Origin of the sequence: Burkholderia metallica (genome assembly GCF_902832845.1) — a bacterium.
GTDB classification, from domain to species: domain Bacteria; phylum Pseudomonadota; class Gammaproteobacteria; order Burkholderiales; family Burkholderiaceae; genus Burkholderia; species Burkholderia metallica.
On record NZ_CADFDB010000010.1, the window covers coordinates 249353 to 269509 of the forward strand.

19 protein-coding genes are annotated in these 20157 nt (G+C 67.8%); 9 read left to right on the forward strand and 10 right to left on the reverse strand.

Going from position 1 to position 20157, the window contains the following annotated elements; genetic code table 11:
* Positions 1–18: 18 nt before the first annotated feature.
* Complete coding sequence (locus HWX08_RS26145) at positions 19–327, forward strand: DUF3817 domain-containing protein (protein ID WP_069260857.1); 309 nt, start codon at positions 19–21, stop codon at positions 325–327.
* A complete protein-coding gene (locus tag HWX08_RS26150) occupies positions 324–725 on the forward strand; it encodes a CopD family protein (protein ID WP_174921646.1) in 402 nt (133 codons plus the stop codon). The genes HWX08_RS26145 and HWX08_RS26150 overlap by 4 nt, the downstream gene beginning before the upstream one ends.
* 26 nt (positions 726–751) lie before the next feature.
* Here the strand turns inward: HWX08_RS26150 and HWX08_RS26155 are convergent, their stop codons facing one another.
* From HWX08_RS26155 to HWX08_RS26180, 5 genes are all read right to left on the reverse strand, one after another.
* The gene (locus tag HWX08_RS26155; RefSeq protein ID WP_174921632.1) at positions 752–1345 is read right to left on the reverse strand and encodes a hypothetical protein; all 594 of its coding nucleotides are present in this window, start codon (positions 1343–1345) and stop codon (positions 752–754) included.
* Between the two features lie 203 nt (positions 1346–1548).
* Positions 1549–2937, reverse strand: coding sequence for an NCS2 family permease (locus HWX08_RS26160; protein ID WP_069260855.1), 1389 nt, complete (start codon positions 2935–2937; stop codon positions 1549–1551).
* 842 nt (positions 2938–3779) lie between these two features.
* Entirely contained in the window at positions 3780–4895 is a 1116-nt protein-coding gene (locus HWX08_RS26170; protein WP_174921631.1) for an alkene reductase, read from the reverse strand.
* 69 nt (positions 4896–4964) lie between these two features.
* A complete protein-coding gene (dkgB, locus tag HWX08_RS26175; protein ID WP_174921630.1) occupies positions 4965–5771 on the reverse strand; it encodes a 2,5-didehydrogluconate reductase DkgB in 807 nt (268 codons plus the stop codon).
* 133 nt (positions 5772–5904) lie between these two features.
* The gene (locus tag HWX08_RS26180; protein WP_174921629.1) at positions 5905–6864 is read right to left on the reverse strand and encodes a TIGR03571 family LLM class oxidoreductase; all 960 of its coding nucleotides are present in this window, start codon (positions 6862–6864) and stop codon (positions 5905–5907) included.
* A 222-nt stretch (positions 6865–7086) separates the two neighbouring features.
* Here HWX08_RS26180 and HWX08_RS26185 point away from each other — a divergent pair, with 222 nt between their 5' ends.
* Positions 7087–8031 carry a LysR family transcriptional regulator gene (locus HWX08_RS26185; protein ID WP_069260851.1) on the forward strand — a complete coding sequence of 315 codons (945 nt, stop codon included), beginning with the start codon at positions 7087–7089 and terminating at the stop codon, positions 8029–8031.
* Between the two features lie 88 nt (positions 8032–8119).
* Here HWX08_RS26185 and zwf read toward each other — a convergent pair whose 3' ends face one another.
* Positions 8120–9595, reverse strand: coding sequence for a glucose-6-phosphate dehydrogenase (gene zwf, locus HWX08_RS26190; protein ID WP_069260850.1), 1476 nt, complete (start codon positions 9593–9595; stop codon positions 8120–8122).
* A gap of 200 nt (positions 9596–9795) precedes the next feature.
* Here zwf and HWX08_RS26195 point away from each other — a divergent pair, with 200 nt between their 5' ends.
* Both HWX08_RS26195 and HWX08_RS26200 read left to right on the forward strand, forming a co-directional pair.
* Entirely contained in the window at positions 9796–10374 is a 579-nt protein-coding gene (locus tag HWX08_RS26195) for a TetR family transcriptional regulator (protein ID WP_174921628.1), read from the forward strand.
* Between the two features lie 174 nt (positions 10375–10548).
* On the forward strand, positions 10549–11424 hold the full coding sequence (locus HWX08_RS26200) for an SDR family NAD(P)-dependent oxidoreductase (protein ID WP_069260848.1): 876 nt from the start codon (positions 10549–10551) through the stop codon (positions 11422–11424).
* A 180-nt stretch (positions 11425–11604) separates the two neighbouring features.
* On the opposite strand, the gene HWX08_RS26205 is transcribed toward HWX08_RS26200, so the two are convergent.
* The 3 genes from HWX08_RS26205 to acuR all read right to left on the reverse strand — a co-directional run bounded on the left by HWX08_RS26205 (position 11605) and on the right by acuR (position 13936).
* The gene (locus HWX08_RS26205) at positions 11605–12183 is read right to left on the reverse strand and encodes a peroxidase-related enzyme (protein WP_174921627.1); all 579 of its coding nucleotides are present in this window, start codon (positions 12181–12183) and stop codon (positions 11605–11607) included.
* A gap of 85 nt (positions 12184–12268) precedes the next feature.
* Complete coding sequence (acuI, locus tag HWX08_RS26210; protein WP_174921626.1) at positions 12269–13252, reverse strand: acrylyl-CoA reductase (NADPH); 984 nt, start codon at positions 13250–13252, stop codon at positions 12269–12271.
* Positions 13253–13297: 45 nt separating this feature from the next.
* Positions 13298–13936: an acrylate utilization transcriptional regulator AcuR gene (gene acuR, locus HWX08_RS26215; RefSeq protein WP_174921625.1), complete on the reverse strand. Its 639-nt coding sequence runs from the start codon at positions 13934–13936 to the stop codon at positions 13298–13300.
* Positions 13937–14155: 219 nt separating this feature from the next.
* On the opposite strand from acuR, the gene HWX08_RS26220 reads away from it, so the two are divergent.
* Together HWX08_RS26220 and HWX08_RS26225 are read left to right on the forward strand one after the other, a co-directional pair.
* The gene (locus HWX08_RS26220; RefSeq protein ID WP_174921624.1) at positions 14156–15346 is read left to right on the forward strand and encodes a M20 aminoacylase family protein; all 1191 of its coding nucleotides are present in this window, start codon (positions 14156–14158) and stop codon (positions 15344–15346) included.
* Between the two features lie 58 nt (positions 15347–15404).
* On the forward strand, positions 15405–16736 hold the full coding sequence (locus HWX08_RS26225; protein ID WP_069260844.1) for an MFS transporter: 1332 nt from the start codon (positions 15405–15407) through the stop codon (positions 16734–16736).
* A gap of 57 nt (positions 16737–16793) precedes the next feature.
* Here HWX08_RS26225 and HWX08_RS26230 read toward each other — a convergent pair whose 3' ends face one another.
* Entirely contained in the window at positions 16794–17714 is a 921-nt protein-coding gene (locus HWX08_RS26230) for a LysR family transcriptional regulator (RefSeq protein WP_069260843.1), read from the reverse strand.
* A 135-nt stretch (positions 17715–17849) separates the two neighbouring features.
* Here HWX08_RS26230 and HWX08_RS26235 point away from each other — a divergent pair, with 135 nt between their 5' ends.
* Both HWX08_RS26235 and HWX08_RS26240 read left to right on the forward strand, forming a co-directional pair.
* Positions 17850–18623, forward strand: coding sequence for a transporter substrate-binding domain-containing protein (locus HWX08_RS26235; RefSeq protein WP_069260842.1), 774 nt, complete (start codon positions 17850–17852; stop codon positions 18621–18623).
* A gap of 64 nt (positions 18624–18687) precedes the next feature.
* Positions 18688–19803, forward strand: coding sequence for a succinylglutamate desuccinylase/aspartoacylase family protein (locus HWX08_RS26240; protein ID WP_069260841.1), 1116 nt, complete (start codon positions 18688–18690; stop codon positions 19801–19803).
* Positions 19804–20157: the final 354 nt, after the last annotated feature.

A 20157-nucleotide genomic window follows, 5' to 3' on the forward strand; every position in this document is an offset into this window, starting at 1 on the left:
CCCGACTGGAGGCTGCCGATGCAACAAGACGATCGCGATGCGCTGCGGAACCTGCAATACCTGTCGTTGCTGGAGGCGACCACGCTCGTCGTGCTCGTGTGCGTCGCCGTGCCGCTCAAGCACCTGGCCGGCTATCCGGCCGCGGTATCGATCATGGGGCCGGTGCACGGCATCGCGTTCGCGATGTACGTGTGGGCGGTCGTCGGCACCGCGTCGAGCGGGCTGTGGCGCAAGGCCGAAGTCGCGCGGCTCGTGCTGGCGGCCGTCGTGCCGTTCGTCGGCCTGACGAGCGCCGGATGGATCGCGCGCAGGCGGCACGCGCGATGATCTACCTCTGGATCAAGGCCGTTCACGTCGCGGCCGTCGTCACGTTCGTCGGCGGCCTGTTGATGCTGGCCGTCGGCGTGCGTATCGCGAACCTCGCCGTGCATCGCGCGGTGCGTCGCTGGGATCGCACGGTGACGGCGCCCGCGCTCGCGCTCGTCTGGATCGCGGGCATCGCGCTTGCGCTGAACGGTCACTGGTTCGGCGCGGCGTGGCTGTCGGTGAAGTTCGTGGTGGTGGCCGCGCTGTCGGTGCTGCACGGGTTGCTGGCCGGCACGCTGCGGCGCATGGAACGCGACGATCTCGTCGTCGTGCCGGCGTCGTGGCTCGAGTACGCGGCGGGTGCGGTCGTGGCCGCGACGGCGATCGTCGTCGGGCTGGTCGTGATCAAGCCGTTTTGATGCGCTGGCCGGCGCGAGCCGGGTTGTTAGGCGAGCGCTGTCTCCACCGCCGCGAGCGTGCGGCGCCGAATCCAGCCGCTCGCCATCCGGATCGCGAGCCAGTACGGGATGAACAGCAGCCGCGTGCGGGCGTTCGGGCAATGCACGAAGGTTTCGGTGCGCAGCAGGTGCGCCCCCGACGCGAGCCCGACCACCTCGAAGCGCAGCACCAGCTTCGCGTCGCGCGGATCGTCGTGTCGTACGAAGGCCGCCGCGTCGTCGATCGTCAGCACGCCGAGGTCCGGGCGCCAGAAGCGGCCGACGAGGCCGAGCGACAGCGACCGGTCGTCGCGCTGCAGCGGCGTGAACGCATGGAGGCCGAAGCGCTCGCGTGCGCCGCGCGTGGCGCCATGGCGCAGCGATGCGGCGACGGCCGCGGGGAATTCGCGAACGTTGAGCAGCGCATCGACGACCGGGTCCGTGCGCATGTCGAGCGCGGCGACCGTGTCGAGGATGCGTGCCGGGGCGGCGTCGATCGGCTTCGATTCATGCACTTCGTGGAAGCCGAACGACGGGATGAACGGCGGCTTGCGCGCCGAGGTCCGCGTGCCCGATTCGGAGACGATGCCGAGCGCGTTCATGGGGGCTCCTGAAGGCAACGTGCGATCGTAGCACCGGCGGCGGATGCGCGCGGCGGCGTTTGTACGACGGGCGCCGCTTCGACAAAAAAAGCCTGGAAACTTGCGTTCCCAGGCCTGGAGACCATCAACGATGATGGTGGAGGAGACGATGTCGTCCCGATGCGCGCCGTCCTTCTGCCGGCGACGTCGCGCACGATTCGTTCTCAGATCGCCCAGCCGCCGAGATAGAACGTGACGAGCACGGCCGCGATGAGCACGGTGCCGACGTTGAGCTTGCGGAATTCGCCGCTGGCGACGCGGCCGATCACGAGCGTCGAGAAGCCGAGCATGATGCCGGTCACGATGTTCGCGGTCAGCACGATGAACACCGCGCAGACGAGGCCCGACATCGCGTCGACCATGTCGTCCATGTGCAGCTTGCTCACGCTGCCGAGCATCAGCAGCCCGACGTACATCAGCGCCGGTGCGGTCGCGTACGACGGCACGAGGCCCGCGAGCGGCGAGAAGAACATCACGACGAGGAACAGCAGGCCGACCACGGCGGCCGCGAGGCCCGTCTTCGCGCCGGCGGCCACGCCGACGCTCGACTCGATGTAGGCTGCCGCCGGCGCGCCGCCGAGGAAGCCGGAGAAGATCGAGCTGATCGAATCGGCGGTCAGCGCGCGGCCGCCGTTGATGATGCGGCCGTTCTCGTCGAGCTGGCCGGCCTGGCCGGCGACCGCGCGAATCGTGCCGGTCGCGTCGAACACGGCCGTCATCACCAGCGCGAGCACGCTCGGCAGCACGGCCATCGACAGCGCGCCCTTGATGTCCATCGCGCCGATCAGCGACGCATGGCCCGGTGCGCTCAGCGACGGCAGCGCGAAGATGCCGTGATACTTCACGCCCGGATCGAAGATCAGGCCGAACACCGAGATCGCGATCACGACGAGCAGGATGCCGCCCGGCACGCGACGTTTTTCGAGGCCGAAGATCGCCGCGAGGCCGACGACCGACATGATGACCGGGAAGGCGGTGATCTGGCCGAGCGAGACCGGCAGGCCGGCGCCCGGATTCTTGATCACGAGGCCGACGTCGTTCGACGCGATCAGCAGCAGGAACAGGCCGATGCCGATCCCGGTGCCGTGCGCGACGCCCGCGGGCAGGTTGCGCAGGATCCACGAACGCACGCCCGTGACCGAAATGCCGGTGAACACGAGGCCCATCAGGAACACGGCGCCGAGCGCGACGGTTGGATGCAGCCCCTTGCCGAGCACGAGGCCGAACGCGGTGAACGCGGTCAGCGAGATCGCGCAGCCGATCGCGATCGGCAGCTTCGCCCACAGGCCCATCAGCAGCGAACCGAACGCGGTCGTCAGGCACACCGCGACGAACACGGCGCTCGTGTCGAAGCCGGCCTTGCCGAACATGCCGGGCACGACGAACACGGAATAGACCATCGCGAGGAAGGTGGTGATGCCGGCGACGATCTCGGTGCGCTGCGTGCTGCCGCGCGACGAAATGCCGAAATACCGGTCGATGACTCCCTTGGTGCCAAAGTCAGTTTCTTCCGCGCCGACGCCGACCGTCGGCTGCACCGGGGTATCACTCATGAGCTTGCTCCTTTATCAGCATGCTGAAACGGTCTGTAGCGAACCGTCGTCAGGGTGTCTCGTATCTAGTTGGGATTGTTCGGCAACGTCGGGGGACGAATGACGCGTGATCCGTGTCGTTACGGGCGAATCGAAGCGATCGCGAGGGTGTCGCGTCGTGCGACGCGTTGTGGTGTCGACCCCGTCACGTGTGCTTTGCCGTAGCGAAGGTTAGGCGAACCGCCCATCACGTCCCATTGGGGGAAGAGCATGCAGCGCATGTCTGAACGCTTATATCGGCGTGCAACGGGGCTTCGTCGCGAGGACACACGTGTATACGCCTAGTTGGAATCCGTTAAGGCGATTATTTGAATGCGGGGTCGACGGGGCGGGGGCAAGCGGGTGGTGCATCCGGAATTACAAAATACTTTCATCGCGACCGTGCAGGCCTGTGAAAACGGGAGCCGGTGACGGGAGGCGTTGCGGCGCACAACCTGCATTCGGACGAGACCGCCGTCGGGCGGGTGCGATTCTCGTCGTCGCGCCGGCCTCGATTGTGCACGAGATGGTCGAGACAGGCGCTGAACATGTCGGCCATCGCGTTCGCATGTGCGTCGGTTTCGCCGTATGTGCGCTCGTTTTGCGAAAACGCGTTGCCGGCTGCGGCGAGCGGGGTCGCGATCAGGTCGCATGCGGGCGCATGCGCGGCGTCGAAGCAGCGGATGCCGCTTTCCCATGCCGCGCCGCCCCGGGCCAGCGGTTCATCGTGCGGAATATCCCGCTACAGGTTGCCCAGCAGCGCGGTGCTGAAACGCGCCCGGGAACGGCGCGTGACGCTCATGCGCCGTGTCGGGCAAGCCGGCTCAGGCCGCGGCCTGCGCGAGCGTCGGGTAGTCGGTCAGGCCGCGCTCGCCGCCGCCGAACAGCGTATTGCGGTCGTGTGCTGCGAGCGCCGCGCCGGTGCGCAGGCGCTCGGGCAGGTCGGGGTTCGCGACGAACGGGCGGCCGAACGCGACGAGGTCGGCCCAGCCGGCGGCGATCGCGTCGCGCGCGCGCTCGGCGGTGTACGCGCCGGCATAGATCAGCACGCCCGGGAACGCGGCGCGCAGTCGCTGCTTGAACTCGACCGGCATCAACGGTGCGTCGTCCCAGTCGGCTTCCGCGATGTGCAGGTAGCCGACGCCGAGTTCGCCGAGCAGTGTCGCGGCGGCGAGATAGGTCGTTTCCGGATCGTCGTCGACGCAGCCGTTCAGCGTCGTCAGCGGCGCGAGGCGGATGCCGACGCGCGAGGCGTCGCCGGTGCCTTCGATCAGCGCCTGCGCGACTTCGCGCAGGAAGCGCAGCCGGTTTTCGAGCGAGCCGCCGTACGCGTCGGTGCGCGTGTTCGCATTCGAGTCGATGAACTGGTTCACGAGATAGCCGTTCGCGCCGTGCAGCTCGACGCCGTCGAAGCCGGCGTCGATCGCGTGGCGTGCGGCGGCGCGGTACTGGTCGACGATCTCGCGGATTTCGTCGATCGTCAGCGCGCGCGGCTCGGACGCCTGCACGAAGCCCGGCGTGCTGCCGTCTTCGCCGGCGACGAACACGTTCACGCCTTGCGCCTGCAGCGGCGACGACGACACCGGCTGCCGGCCGCCGAGCAGGCTCGTGTGGCTCAGCCGGCCGACGTGCCACAGCTGCGCGAAGATCCGGCCGTGCGCGGCATGCACGGCGTCGGTCACCTTGCGCCAGCCGGCGACCTGCGACGGCGTATGAATGCCGGGCGTCCACGCGTAGCCCTTGCCGAGCGGCGCGATGTACGTGCCTTCGCTGACGATCAGGCCGGCGCTCGCGCGCTGCGCGTAATACACGGCCATCAGTTCATTGGCTTCGTCGCCGGGCTGGCTGGCGCGCGAGCGCGTCATCGGCGGCATCACGATGCGGTTCGACAGCGTCAGCGCGCCGAGTCGCAGCGGTTGGAAAAGCGGGTCATGGGTCATGATGAAGTCCTGTCGGTGCCGCGGTTTTCGGGCCGCGGCGAATCGGATGGAAAAGAGCGCGCGGTGCGCTTAGTCCCACGTCGGCGCGAGGCCGGCCGGGTCGACTTCGCGGCCGTTGCGTTCGAGCGCGGCGATCTGCGCCATGTCTTCGTCGGTCAGGCGCAGCGTCTGCGCGAGCAGGTTGCTCGCGAGGTTCTCGCGCTTCGTCGACGACGGAATCACCGAGTAGCCGAGCTGCAACGCCCACGCGAGCGCGACCTGGGCGGGCGTCGCGTCGTGACGCCGTGCGATCGCGCCGATCACCGGATCGCCGAGCACCTTGCCGTATGCGAGCGTCATGTACGACGTCACGTGGATGCCTTCAGCGTTCAGGAATTCGACGAGCTTGCGGTTCTGCAGGTACGGGCTCAGCTCGATCTGGTTCGTCGCGATCGCGTCCTTGCCGACGGCCGCGATCGCCTGCTTCGTCAGTGCGATGTTGAAGTTCGAGATGCCGATCCGGCGCGTGAGGCCCTGCGCCTGTGCATCGGCGAGCGCGGTCATGAACGTGTCGAGCGCGACGCCGTTGTCGGGGGCCGGCCAGTGGATCAGCGTCAGGTCGACATAGTCGGTGCGCAGCTTGCGCAGGCTTTCTTCGAGGCTCGGCACGAGCTTGTCCGGCGCGTAGTTGTCGACCCAGATCTTGGTCGTGACGAACAGGTCGTCGCGGCGCATGCCCGACGCGGCGATCGCTGCGCCGACTTCGGCTTCGTTGCCGTAGATCTGCGCGGTGTCGATCGCGCGGTAACCGACTTCGAGGCCGTTGCGGACCGAGTCGATCACGGTCTGGCCTTGCAGGCGGAACGTACCGAGGCCGAAGGCGGGAATCGTGCTCATCACATGCTCCTGGAAAGGTGAAACGGGTTCGATAGGGAAGTCATTCTGGCGTTTTCGATTCGTGAAATAAACGCCGTTTCCGGTCAAAAATATTTGATCTGAAATCAAGTATCGGAAGCGGCTTCGGCGGGGGCTACGCGGCGTGCGTCCGTGCGTTTGCGTCGGCGTGGAACACCGGCAGTACGTCCGCGGCGATCTCGGCCAGCGTCTCGTCGAGCGGGCGACGGTTGCGGCGCAGATGCAGGCCGATATGACGCACGCCCGCGTCGCGCATCGCCGCCAGTTCTTCGGTCAGCGCGACGCGTCCCGCGCGCGCGCCGAAGCGGTGCCGCTGCAGCGGCGCGTGCGGATCGTCCGCGAGGTCGAGGTGGATGAAGCTCACGTACGGCTTGTCGCCGGCCACCGCGCGCCAGTTCGCGGCGCGCTGCGCGTGGTCGGCCGGCGTGCCCGGATACGCGAGGCAGCCGTCCATGTGCTCGCTGATCCATGCGGGCGTTTGCTGCGCAAGCCCCGCGACGAGCAGCGGCAGCGGCGAGCGGACGGCGGGCAGCACGTCGAGGCCGGTCGGCAGGTGCCCGCGCGCGCCGTCGCGCAGCAGCGCGATCTGGTCGCGGAAGTTCGCGCCGCGCGATGCGAAGTCGCGGCCGAACAGCGGATATTCGACCGGCCGGTCGCCGCTCGCGACGCCGAGCAGCAGGCGGCCGCCGCTCAGTTCCTGGATCGTCGCCGCCGATTTCAGCGTCAGCAGCGGCTCGCGCAGCGGCAGCACGACGGCCGCCGTGCCGAGCAGGATGTCGCGCGTGATGCCGGCGAGGTAGCCGAGGTACGAGAAGGTCTCGAACACCTGCGCGGCGTCGCCGAACGACGGGTCGTACACCGGCACGTCGCGCACCCAGAGCGCGCGGAAGCCGAGCGTGTCGGCCAGTTGCGCGAGCGTCGCGTGAGAGGCGAGATCGGGCACGCCGGGGCGGCGGCCGTCATGCTGGCGCTTCGCGTCGCCGGCCGGCGACCAGTCGTTGTCGAGCGGCAGTTCGAGGCCGATGCTGAAGCCGCCGTCGGCGAGTTTGTCGAGGGCGGCAAGTGAAGTGGACATGGTCGGGCTCCGTTCAGATCGCGCGCAGGCTGCGTTCGAGCCGGTGGAAGTCGAATTCGGTGATACCGAGGGCAAATGCGCCGATCGTCGGCGCAAGCAGGGCGGGTGGCATGACGGGTGCTCCGGGTCCGATGAGGATGGAGCGCAGTGTGCCGCCTTTACTTTTGCTGAAAAACGCGTCTATAAACCAAATTGTTTTGACTTGAGATCAAGAATCACGCGATGAAGATCACGCTCGACGAACTCCAGGCCTTTGCCGCCGTGGTCGATTCCGGTTCGATCACCGCGGCCGCGCAGCAGCTCGACCTCACGGTATCGGCGACGAGCCGCACGCTCGGGCGGCTCGAGGAGAAGCTGAAGACCACGCTGCTGCGCCGGACCACGCGCCGGCTCGAACTGACGGAGGAAGGGCGCGCATTCCTGCAGGACGCGCGCGCGATCATCGAATCGGTCGAGACGGCGGAGGAGCAGATGCTGGCGCGGCGCGAAATGCCGTCGGGGCGGCTGCGCGTGGACGCCGCGACGCCGTTCATGCTGCACGTGATCGTGCCGCTCGTGCGCGGCTATCGCGAGCGCTTTCCCCAGGTCGAACTGGAGCTGAACAGCAACGAGGGCATCATCGATTTGCTGGAGCGGCGTACCGACGTCGCGTTCCGGATCGGCCGGCTGAAGGATTCGACGCTGCACAGCCGGCGCATCGGCAGCAGCCGGATTCGGATGCTCGCGAGCCCCGCGTATGTGGCGGCGCACGGCCAGCCGCGCAAGGTGGAGGATCTGGGCCGGCACACGCTGCTCGGCTTCACGCAGCCCGAATCGCTGAACGTGTGGCCGATCCTCGGCACCGACGGCGAACCGTGCCGCATCGAGCCGGATATCCGGTCGTCCAGCGGCGAGACGCTTCGGCAACTCGCGCTCGACGGCGCGGGCGTGGTCTGCCTGTCGGATTTCATGACCGCGCAGGATCGCGAGGCCGGGCGGCTCGTGCAGGTGCTCGCGCGCCAGACGCTCGAGGTCGAGCAGCCGATCCATGCGGTGTACTACCGCAATACCGCGATCTCGTCGCGGATCGCGTCGTTCGTCGACTATCTGATCGACGCGCTGGGCGGTAGTGGCGGCGGTGAGGCGCCGGGACGGCGCAAGGCTGCGGCGTGGATGGCGCCGCGGTAGGCGGCACGGGCGACGCGGCGGGCCGCGCTCCCGTTTGACTCAGCGCGCGATCCGGCGTGCCGACCGCCGGATCGCCGTCGTGCGACGGTTACGCCTCTTCGGCCCACGACATCCCGTCGCGCGCGAGCAGCGCCGACGAAGCCGCGGGCCCGAACGTGCCGGCCGTGTACAGGCGCGGCCGGTCGCCGAGCTGCTTCCAGCCGTCGAGGATCGGCTCGACCCACGACCAGGCGGCTTCGAGCTCGTCGCGGCGCATGAAGTGCGTGAGGCGGCCGCGGATCACGTCGATCAGCAAACGCTCGTACGCTTCCGCGCGCCGCTCCGGAATCGCCTGCTGCAGATCGAGGTTCAGGCTCACCGGCACCATGTTCATCCCGCTGCCCGGTTCCTTCGCGAGCATCTGCAACTGGATCGACTCTTCCGGCTGGAGCTGGATCACGAGGCGGTTGCTGTAGTGGCGCGGGCCGGTCGGGATGATCGAGAACGGCATGTCCGCGAACTCGATCACGATTTCCGACTGGCGGCGCTGCAGCCGCTTGCCGGTGCGCAGGAAGAACGGCACGTTCGCCCAGCGCCAGTTGTTGATGTGCGCGCGCAGCGCGACGAAGGTTTCCGCGCGGCTGTCCGCCGGCACGTTGTCTTCCTCGAGATAGCCCTTGACCGGCTGGCCGTCGACCGCGCCGGCCGTGTACTGGCCGCGTACCGTGTCGCGCGCGACGTCCGACAGCGCCATCGGCCGCAGCGAGCGCAGCACCTTCAGCTTCTCGTCGCGCACCGCGTCCGGGTCGAGCGACACGGGCGGCTCCATCGCGACGATGCACAGCAATTGCAGCAGGTGGTTCTGCACCATGTCACGCAGCGCGCCGGTATGGTCGTAGAAGCCCGCGCGGCTGCCGACGCCCACCGTCTCCGCCACCGTGATCTGCACGCTGCGGATGCTCGGCGCCTGCCACAGCGGCCCGAAGATCGGGTTGCCGAAGCGCAGCACCATCAGGTTCTGCACGGTTTCCTTGCCGAGATAGTGATCGATCCGATAGATCTGCGATTCCTCGAAGTGCTTGCCGACCGCATCGTTGATCGCCTGCGCGGACGCGAGATCGTGGCCGAGCGGCTTTTCGAGGACGACGCGCGAGTGCCTGTCGACGAGATGCGCGGCCGACAGGTTGTCGCAGATGGTGGTGAACAGCTCCGGCGACGTCGACAGGTAGAACACGCGGATCGCGTCGCCGCGCGCGGCTTCGGCGAGGCGCAGGTAGTCGTCCGGCACGTTCACGTCGATCAGCACGTACTTGAAGAGGTCGAGGAAGCGGCTCCATGCCGCGGCGTCGAACGCCTTTTCGTCGATGAACGGGCGCGACTGCTCGTCCATGAACTTGCGATAGCCGTCGATGCCCCAGTCGCGGCGGCCGACCGCGATGATGCGCGTCTCGGGCGGAAGATTGCAGTGCAGGTGCGCCATGTACAGCGCGGGCAACAGCTTGCGGGCGGCGAGGTCGCCGCCGCCGCCGAAGATGATCATGTCGACGGGCCGGTCGGACGCGGTCTGGGTAGGCTGATTCGTCATGGGAAGTTCGCGGTGTGAAACGGTGAACGTGAAACGAACGTCGAAGCACCGGGCGCCGATACGTGAACGCACCAGTACGTGAAAACGCTAATAGTGCACGGTTTTGACGAATTGTGGAGCGGTTCCCCCGGTTGTAACAGGGCTTGCAATCGCATCGTCGCGTCATTATGATTGAGCGCTCACTCATTAAAGGAGCCGACGTGGCCCGACCGCGCAGTCCCGACAAGCACGAAGCCATCCTCGCCGCGGCTGCCCGCGCGCTCGCGGAGGACGGCGCGACCGCGACGACCGCGCGCATCGCGCGGCTCGCCGGCGTGGCGGAAGGCACGGTGTTCACGTACTTCGAGACCAAGGATGCGTTGCTGAACGCGCTGTATCTGAGCCTGAAGGCCGGGATGCGCGAAGCGATGATGGCCGGGTTTCCGGAACACGCGCCGGTCGAGCAGGCCGTGCGGCATGCGTGGAACGGTTATGTGTCGTGGGGCGTTGCGGATCCGGACGGGCGGCGCGCGCTGCAGCAACTCAACGTGAGCGGGCGCATCGACGACGCGCATCGCGCGGCCGGCGCCGAAGGCTTCGGCGGCATCAATGTGCTGCTGCGCGAGCTGGTCGCCGCGTCGGGCGCGCTGAAACCCGACGAAGCGTATGCGTTCTGCGCAGCGTTGTTTACGTCGATCGCGGAAACGGCGATGGAGTCGATCGCGCGCGATCCGGCGCGGGCCGACGCGTATCGCGAAGCCGGGTTTCGCGCGTTGTGGGCCGTGTTGCACGCGGTGTAAGGCAAGGGTTGCCGTCGAGGCGGCGTGGGCGGTTTCACGTTCACGCGCCGCGGCGATGACGGGCGGCGGGTTTCAGGCAGGGCGATGGCGGTCATGAACGACCGGCACGTCGTCGTTATTAATGAGTGAGTAATCATTCATTTTTGTGGTTTCACCACGATCAAGGAGTGGAAAATGTCGAAAGTCTGGCTGGTAACAGGGGCCGCGCGCGGCCTGGGGCGAGCGATTTCGGAAGCCGTGCTGGCGGCGGGCGACCGGCTGGTGGCCGGCGCACGCGATACCGCGCGGCTGGCCGATCTGGCCGAGCGTTACGGCGACCGTCTGCTGCCGGTCGCGCTCGACGTCACCGATGAAGCGGCGGCCGCACAGGCCGTCGCGGCGGCACGCGACGCGTTCGGCCGCATCGACGTGCTGGTGAACAACGCGGGGTACGGTCATACCGTGCCGTTCGAGCAGATGGGCGCCGATGATTTCCGCGACCAGATCGAAACGAACCTGTTCGGCGTGATCAACCTGACGCGGGCGGTGCTGCCGACAATGCGCGCGCAGCGTGCGGGGCACATCTTCCAGGTGTCGTCGGTGGGCGGACGCTCGTCGACGGCGGGCCTGTCCGCGTATCAGGCCGCGAAGTGGGCGGTCGGCGGGTTCAGCGACGTGCTGTCGAAGGAAGTCGCGCCGTTCGGCGTGCGTGTCTGCACGCTCGAACCGGGCGGAATGCGCACCGACTGGGCCGCGCAGGCGAAGCGCGGCATCGACGATTTGCTGCCCGACTATCAACCGTCGGTCGGGAAGATTCTCGACCTGCTCGGTGCGTACGGCGGCCACGAAGTCGGCGATCCGGCGCGAATCGCGGCGCTGATCGTCGAGTTGTCGCGCCGTGACGATGTGCCGATGCGTTTGCTGCTCGGCGGCGACGCGCTGTTCGTGTGCGAGCAGGCGGAGAAGCAGCGCGCGGAAGAGGCCGCGCGGTGGCGCGACACGTCGCTGTCGACGCAGTTTCCGGATGCGAAGCTGCCGGACGGGCTCGAGGCGCTGAAGGGGCTGGAGTGAGCGCTGACATTGGCGCTGCGGCCTGGTGTGCGTGAGTAACTGACCGATGCCGGCGCGGGTACCTGTGCGCCGACATCGGCCGGCCGTGCCGAGGCGATCGACGGGCGCTGTCGTGACGTCAATCGGTGCGCGCGACGAGTCGCCGCATCCCCCGTCCGTGCCGCCGAACGGTGAAGGTGCTCAACGCCCCAGCGCGTAGAACTCCGCATTCGGCCGCATGTTCGTCACGTTCGCGATGCGGTTGGACATGCCGAAGAATGCCGAGATCGCCATGATGTCCCACACGTCTTCTTCGACGAACCCATGCGACTTGAGCGCGTCGAAATCCGCTTCGCCGACCTGATGCGCGGCCTGCGACACCTTCATCGCGAAGTCGAGCATCGCCTTCTGCCGGGCGGTGATGTCGGCCTTGCGATAGTTGGTCGCGACCTGGTCGGCGATCAACGGATCCTTCGCGCGAATGCGCAAGATCGCACCGTGCGCGATCACGCAGTACTGGCACTGGTTCACGCTGCTGGTGGCCACGACGATCATCTCGCGCTCGGCCTTGCTCAGGTTGCCCGGCTTGTCCATCAGCGCGTCGTGGTAAGCCATGAACGCGCGAAACTCGTCGGGGCGATGCGCGAGTGTCAGGAACACGTTCGGGATGAAGCCCGACTTTTCCTGAACGGCCGCGATGCGTTCGCGAATGTCGTCGGGCAAGTCGGCGAGCGCGGGCACGGGGAAGCGGCTGACGGGGGCGGTATGCGGGGCGGTCATGAGGTCTCCTGGATAACGTGGCGTGGGCGTGCTCGATGCGCGAGCCGCCGGCGTAAAAAAGATACGCCGGTGGTCGTCAGCGGCGTCACGCGTTGACGTCGACGACGATACGCCCGCGAACCTTGCCCTTGATCAATTCCCCGGCAAGCGGGATGACGTCACTCAGGCCGACCTGATGACCGATCGCGCCCAGCTTGTCGACGTCGAGATCGGACGCGAGCCGGCGCCACGCCTCCAGGCGGTCGGCGCGCGGGCACATGACGCTGTCGATCCCGACGAGCGTGACGCCGCGCAGGATGAACGGCATCACGGTCGCGGGGAAATCCATGCCGGCGGCCAGGCCGCAGGCCGTCACGACGCCGCGATAGCGCGTGGTCGCGCACACGTTGGCGAGCACGTGGCTGCCCGCCACGTCGACCGCGCCGGCCCAACGTTCCTTGCCCAGCGGCCGGCCGGGCTCGCTGAACTGCGACCGCTCCAGGATCTCCGCCGCGCCGAGCTGCCGCAGGTAGTCGGCATCGGCGGGGCGGCCCGTCACCGCGACGACGCGGTATCCGAGCTTCGCGAGGATCGCCGTGGCGACGCTGCCCACCCCGCCGGCCGCGCCGGTCACCACGATCTCGCCGTCGTCCGGGCGCACGCCGTGCCGCTCCAGCGCCATCACGCACAGCATCGCCGTGTAGCCTGCCGTGCCGATGGCCATCGCCTGTTGCGGCGAAAAGGCGGACGGCAGCGGCACCAGCCAGTCGCCGTCGACGCGGGCCTTCTGCGCGAGGCCGCCCCAGTGCGTTTCGCCGACGCCCCAGCCGTTGAGCACGACCTGGTCGCCGGGGCGATAGTCCGGGTGCGTGCTCGCTTCGACTTCGCCAACGAGATCGATGCCGGGCACCATCGGGAACGTGCGGACCACCGGGCTCTTGCCGGTGATCGCGAGCCCGTCCTTGTAGTTCAGCGTCGAATAGCCCACGCGTACCGTCACGTTGCCCGCAGGCAACTGCGCGTCGTCCAGCGTCTGGAGCCGGGCCTGCTGGCCGGTTTCATGCCTGTCGATCACGATGCCTTGAAACATGTGTTCTCCTTTTTAGACCGATCGTCTAGTTAATGGCAAAAAAATTCAGCGGCGCGGCAGCCCATTGAAGAAAAACTGCGCGAACAGCGTCAGTGGCCCGTCGCTGCGCTCCAGCTTCGCGCGCAGCACGGCGCCTTCCCAGCCGATCCAGAAGAATGCGGCCAACTCGGCGGGATTGGCCGAACCGGCCAGTTCGCCGGCTTGCTGCGCGGCGGCCAGGCATTCGGCGAGGCGGCGTTGCCAGTCCTCGAACGTAGTGCGCAGGCGTGCGCGGAAACTTTCGGGCAGCGCGCACATTTCCTGCCCGAGGTTGCCGATCAGGCAGCCGCGGCTGTAGGCGTAGCGGGCCATGGCGTCCCGGGCATCGTCGACGAACGCGTGCACGCGCTGCAGCGGCGAACGTGCCGGGTCGCTGAAATAACGGTCCAGCTTGCGCGCGAAGAAGTCGGCATAGTGGTCGATCAGTTCGAGACCGAACGCTTCCTTGCTGTCGAAGTAGTGATAGAAGGAGCCCTTGGGCACGCCGGCGCGACCGAGGATCTCGTCGAGCCCGCTGGCCGAAAAGCCTTTCTCGGTGAGCACTTCCAGCCCGGTGCGCAGCAGCATGTCCCGCGTGGCGACGAGGTCCTCGTGCTGTTTCGGTGGCCTGCCGCGACGGCGAGGCGGGTCGGTTCGAACGTCCATGTGCGAATAATAGACCGTTCGTCTCAAAAATCAACAGTCACGTGGCGAGCGCGTCCGACGAGGTCGATCCTTGTGCCTGATCCCCGTACAAACCCTGATTAAAAAACCTTATCGCGGTGAAAAATTCAGCATCTTATTGAACGGATATCGGCTCGCTATAGTGGCTCGCTTTCCCGCACGCACTCGCTGCGTGCGCAGACAAACGGCAGGAGCCCCTTGATGACCACCGATACCCGATTCACCGAAGTCGAGGATCTGATGCCCGCCGCCGGCGGGTTGCGCGAGATCCGTCACCACATCCATCACCACCCCGAACTGGCGTATGAAGAGCACGACACGGCCGCGCTCGTCGCCGAGAAGCTCGAACAGTGGGGCTGGCAGGTGACGCGCGGGGTCGGCAAGACGGGGGTGGTCGGCACGCTGCGCGTGGGCGACGGTACACGCAGCATTGGCATCCGCGCCGACATGGACGCATTGCGGATCGTCGAGGCGACCGGGCTGCCGTATGCGAGCGGCACGCACGGCAAGATGCACGCATGCGGCCACGACGGCCACACGACGATGCTGCTCGGCGCCGCGCAGCATCTCGCGAAGACCCGCAACTTCTCGGGCACCGTGCACCTGTACTTCCAGCCGGCGGAAGAGCATGGCGTGGACAGCGGCGCGAAGAAGATGATCGACGACGGCCTGTTCGAACGCTTCCCGTGCGACGCCGTGTTCGGCATGCACAACCATCCGGGCGCGGCGCCGGGCGTGTTTCTCACGCGGCGCGGCCCGTTCATGTCGGCGGGCGACAAGGCGATCATCACGATCGAAGGCGTCGGCGGCCATGCGGCGCGGCCGCACCTGACGGTCGACCCGGTGGTCGTCGCCGCGAGCATCGTGATGGCGCTGCAGACGATCGTCGCGCGCAACGTCGATCCGGCGCAGCCGGCGGTCGTCACCGTCGGCTCGATGCACGCGGGTACCGCGAACAACGTGATCCCGAACGGCGCGCGCCTCGAACTCAGCGTGCGCTCGTTCAGCCCCGACGTGCGCGCGCTGCTCAAGCGCCGCATCACCGAGCTGGCCGAAACGCAGGCCGCGAGCTACGGCGCGAGCGCGAACGTCGAGTACATCGAAGGCTACCCGGTCGTCGTCAATTCGGATGCCGAAACGGATTTCGCCGCGCAGGTGGCGCGCGAACTCGTCGGCGATGCGCACGTGGTCGAGCAGACCGACCTGCTGATGGGCAGCGAGGATTTCGCGTTCATGCTGCAGCAGCGGCCGGGCTCGTTCGTGCGGCTCGGCAACGGCGAAGGCGAGGACGGCTGCATGGTGCACAACCCGAAATACGACTTCAACGATCGCAACCTGCCGATCGGCGCGGCATTCTGGACGCGCCTCGTGGAGCGTTATCTGGGGCGGTGATTCCGGCGGCGGGACGCGCGGCCGGCGCTTCCGGCTGCATTGAGAGGACACGATAACGATGCAGAAAGACCATCTCGCACTGCGCCCCGCGTCGACGGCGGCCGCCGACACGCGCGCGCCCGGCGCGCCTGCCGTCACGAAACGCGGCGCGATTGCCGCGGCCGTGATCGGCAACTGGCTGGAGTTCTTCGATTTCACAGTGTACGGCTTCTTCGCGGTGCTGATCGGCAAGCTGTTCTTCCCGTCGAGCGACCCGACCACGTCGCTGCTGCTGTCGGTCGCGACGTTCGCCGCCGGCTTTTTCACGCGGCCGCTCGGCAGTGTCGTGCTCGGCGTCTATGCGGATCGCAAGGGGCGCAAGGCCGCGCTGAACCTGACGATCATGCTGATGGCGCTCGGCACGGGCCTGATCGCGATCGCACCGACCTATGCGCAGGTCGGCGTCGCCGCGCCGCTGCTCGTCGTGTTCGCCCGGCTGCTGCAGGGTTTCTCGCAGGGCGGCGAATTCGGCGCGGCGACGTCGACGCTGCTCGAACAGGGCGGCACGTCGCGCCGCGCGTTCCGCGCGAGCTGGCAGCTCGCGACGCAGGGCGGCGCCGCGCTGATGGGCTCGGGCTTCGCGGCGCTGCTGTCGAACACGATGACGAAGGACGCGCTCGAAGGCTGGGGCTGGCGGCTGCCGTTCCTCGTCGGCGTGCTGATCGCGCCGGTCGGGATGATCCTGCGCCGCCGGCTCGCGGACGATGCGCCCGGCGACCGCCATCACGGCATCGAACGCGGCGTGCTGCACGAACTCTTCTCGAAGCACACGCGCACGGTGCTGCTGCTGATGCTCACGGTGATGGGCGGCACGGTGTCGACCTACATCCTGACGTTCTACATGCCGACCTATGCGATCCACACGCTCGGCCTGCCGATGAAGCTGTCGATGTTCGTCGGTGTCGCGTCGGGCTGCGTGATGCTGGTCACGTGCCCGCTGTTCGGCTGGCTGTCGGACAAGCTGGGCAGCCGGCGCCTGCCGATCTTCGTCGGCCGCGGCGTGCTGGTCGCGCTGCTGTTCCCGGCGTTCTGGCTGATGAACCATCATCCGACGCTGTCGGTGATCCTGCCGCTGACCGCGCTGATGCTGCTGTTCTATTCGCTCGGCTCGGCGTCGGAAATGGCGCTGATGTGCGAATCGCTGCCGCGCCACGTGCGTGCGACGGGCATCTCGATCGCGTATGCGCTCGCGGTGACGATCTTCGGCGGCACCGCGCAGCTAATCGCGACCTGGCTCGTGAAGACGACCGGCAGCAAGCTCGCGCCGGCCGGCTACGTGGCCGCGTGCGTGGTGCTGTCGCTGATCGCGGTCGCGATGCTGCGCGAGACGGCGCGGGAGTCGATCGACTGACGCGCGATGCGGGGGGCGGCGCGGCCGCGTGGCCGCGTGCCCGCGTTGCCGGTGCATTTACCGCCCCCGCACCACCCTCAAATACGACGCGAGCATCGTCGCGAGTTCCTGCGCGGCCGGTGTGAGCGGCACGGCCGCGCGTTGCAGCAGGCAGATGTCCTGCGATTCGGCCTGTTCGCGCACGGGCACCTTCGCGAGCGCGCCGGCGAACGGCCCGTGCCGCGTGATGGCCTCCGTTTCGAGCGCGAGGGAATCGGTCTGCGTGACGATCTGCAGAGTCTCGAACATCCCTTCGACGGTGGCGAGGATCTTCGGCGGCGGCAAGCCGTGCACGTCGAAGTACGCGAGGAGCCGGTTGACCACCGGATCGGCGCTCAGGTTCGGCGAGCGCGTCGACACCCACGCGTAGTCGGCCAGCTCGGCGAGCGATTGCGCGTGCATCGCCGGATGCCCGTTGCGGCACACGACCACCGGCGCGGAAGCGCGCAGCGGCGTGACCGCGAGATCGGTCGTGTCGGTCTGCTTCGCGACCAGCGCGATCGCGAAATCCACCGCGCTTTCGCGCAGCCAGCCGACCATCATCCGCGACGTGCCGGTGCGCAGGTGCACGTCGACCTTGTCGAAGCGCGCGCGGAACGCGCTCAGCACGGGCGCGAACGCGTCGATCAGCGGCTCGGCCACGAGGCCGAGCGTGACGGTGCCTTCGTATGCGCCGCTCAACTGACGGATCTCGCGCTCGACCTGCTCGCATTCGCCGAGGATCGAACCGGAGCGCGCGAGCAGCCGCTGGCCGACGGCCGTCGGCACGATCCCGCGATTGGTGCGCGTGAAGAGCGTCGCGCCGAGCGTCGCCTCGAGGCTCTGCAGTTGCTGCGTGACGCCGCTTTGCGCGAGATCGAGCGCGCGCGCCGCGGCGCGCAGGCTGCCGTGCTCGACGACGGCCTGGAAGATGCGAAGCTGGGAGAGCGTGAACGCCATGGGCAGCGCGGGGCCGGTGATCGGAAATACCGATCATGATAAGGCAGTCGATGGTTCCGGCGGGGGCCCGTGCCGCCTACGATCGCAGGCAGTCCGGCCGATGCCGTTTGCTCCTCTTCCTGCCCTTCGTCGACCATGAAACGTTTCCTCGTCCCGCTCGTTTCCCTGTGCCTTGGCCTGGCGGCAACGTCCGCGCACGCGCTCGACGCGCACGTCGTGCGTCTCGGCATCGACCCGACCTATCCGCCGATGGATGCGAAGGCGCCCGACGGCAGCCTGAAGGGCTTCGACGTCGATCTCGGCAACGAGATCTGCCGCCGTGCGCAGTTGCGCTGCCAGTGGGTCGAGCTCGAATTCTCCGGGATGATTCCCGCGCTGCAGGCGCGCAAGATCGACGCGATCCTGTCGTCGATGGCGATCACCGAGAAGCGCGAGAAGCAGATCCTGTTCTCGTCGAAGCTGTTCCGCTTCAAGTCGCGGCTCGTCGCGCGGCCCGCGAGCCGGCTCGACAGTACGACGGCGTCGCTGGCCGGCAAGCGCGTCGGCGTGCAGTCGGGCACGCAGTTCGAATCGTGGGCGCTCGCGCACTGGGCGCCGGCCGGCGTCGGCGTGGTGCCGTACAAGAGCCAGGACGACGTGTTCGCCGATCTGGTGAACGGCCGGCTCGACGCGGCGCTGCTCGGCACGGTGGAAGCCGACTACGGGTTCCTGCGCCAGCCGCGCGGCAAGGGTTTCGCGTTCGTCGGCGCGCCGCTCGACATGGGCGATCGCGGTGTGGGCATCGGCATGCGGCAGTCCGATACGGCGCTCAAGGCATCGATCGACGGCGCGATCGCGTCGATGCTGAAGGACGGCACGTACGACCGGATCGCGAAGCAGTACTTCGATTTCAACCCGTACGGCGACTGAGCGCCGGGCCACGCCACGCCGCCGGTTCATCCGCTTCTTCGTTTTTACTCGTTCGAGATCATCGATGCAGATTCGCACCACGCCGCTCCTGTCGCCGTCGATCGGCACGCAGCGCACGCTGACGAGCTTTCATTTCGGGCCGGCCGACACCGGCCGCAAGATCTACCTGCAGGCCGCGCTGCACGCGGACGAGACGCCCGCGATGCTCGCGGCGTTCGTGCTGAAGCAGCGTCTCGGGCAGCTCGATGCCGAAGGGCGGCTCGCGGCCGAGATCGTGCTCGTGCCGGTCGCGAACCCGGTCGGCCTCAATCATCATCTGCTCGGGCAGTTCATCGGCCGCTTCGATCTCGCGAGCGGCCGCAACTTCAATCGCGGTTTCCTGCCGCTCGCGCAGATCGCCGCGCGTGCGCGCGATCGGCTCGGCGACGACGGCGAACGCAATCGCGCGATCGTGCGCGAATGCGTCGGCGCGGCGCTCGACGAGATCGCGCCTCGCACCGAATTCGATGCGCTACAGCTTGCGCTGCTGAAGCTGTCGCACGACGCCGATGTGGTGATCGACCTGCATTGCTCGCTCGAAGCGGTGATGCACGTGTACACGAGCGATACCGCGTGGCCCGAAGTCGAGCCGCTCGCGCGTTATCTCGGCTCGCAGGTATCGCTGCTCGCCGAGGATTCGGGCGGGCACGCGTTCGACGATGCGCATCATCTGCTGTGGTCGCAATTGCGGCAGCACTTGCCGGCAGGCACGCCGATGGCGGCGGGTACGGTGGCCGTGACGGTCGAATGCCGCGGCCAGCGCGACGTGACGTATGAATATGCGGAACGCGATGCCGATGCGCTCGTCGACTATCTCGTGTGGCGCGGCGCGGTGCGGGGCGAACGCGTGCCGCTGCCGCCGCTCGCCGCACCGGCCACGCCGCTTGCGGGCAGCGAGCAGTTCTACGCACCGGTGAGCGGAATACTCGTGCACCGCGCGGCGATCGGCGCGACGATCCGCGCCGGCGATCCGCTGTTCGACATCGTCGATCCGCTGACGGATGCGATCACGACGATCTCGAGCGGAACCGACGGCGTGTTCTACATGCGCCGCGCGATCCGCTTCGTGACGGCCGGTGCGCCGCTCGGCCGCGTGACGGGCACGGTGCCGGTGCGTACGGGGATGTTGCTCGGCGCGTGAGTGGGTGATGTCGGTCGGGCCTGCTGCGTGGTTTTGGTTTCGTCGAATCGACAGTGCTTGTGCGTGCTCATGCGTGACGCGGCGCGGGGTGCGCTTCGTGTTTCGTGTTTTGTGTTTCGTGAGAGAAACGTCGTGGATGCGCGATCTTCGCGATCGGCGCGTCGGTCACGCAGCGGCAGTTCGCGATCGTCGCGAGGATTCATCATCTGTTTTGAGCGGGGCGGCAGCTAGTTGCTGCCGACGGCTGGTGCTCAGCGTACGAGCGGCGCCGTGTTCCACCGGCTCGCAGTGCAGTTTCGTTCGTGTCAGATAGACCGGGCGTTGCCTCGTCACTAAATTGTGTTGCGCGGAGTT